This is a genomic window from Oleiphilus sp. HI0128 (genome assembly GCF_001635365.1).
On the sequence record NZ_LWGG01000507.1, the window covers coordinates 1 to 577 of the forward strand.

At 48.9% G+C, this 577-nt stretch carries 1 protein-coding gene; it reads right to left on the reverse strand.

Annotated elements, in window-relative coordinates; translation table 11 throughout:
- Positions 1-577, reverse strand: a 577-nt coding sequence (locus A3763_RS28310; RefSeq protein WP_197482802.1) for a hypothetical protein, incomplete at both ends; no start/stop codon positions are given.

Below are 577 nucleotides of genomic sequence, written 5' to 3' on the forward strand. Positions count from 1 at the left end.
TTTACCGGTTAGTCGTGCTTGGTGAATGATGTTCTCATCCTGATTACCAAAGGTACCTTTAAACCAAACATCACGGCCACGACGGGCTTGATCTCTCATTGCTTGAGCTTTTTCAGGGTCAACTGCTTCAACATCTTTGAACAGTGCATTGACATAACGACAACCCTCAGCATCATAGCCGGTTGGCTGAGGCTGATCACAAGGAGGCGGAGTATATTGAGCAATAGGCTCTATCGCCCATGTTACTGGGTCACCACGCTCATGCGTATCTGGCGATTTACCTTCTGGCCAGACTTTACGTGCTGCCAGAGTATTGTAATAGTTCTCGTTAAACCACTCAGCTCTTTCCAGCCAGTAAGGGGTACCTTTGTATACACCAGTGGTTAGATCGTTTTCGATTAAGTCTGGAATCCCGACACTTCGGAAAGTCGCTCGATAGGGTTCGTCAGAAACCTCAACGTTACCCGTTGGCAAGTCGTAAGGCGTTAAGGTGGGCACCTCTGGAATAGCTATGTTTTCTGGAACAGGCGGCACACTCGGCGGTGCTGGTGGTAAGGTCGCGAAGTGAAATACCGTC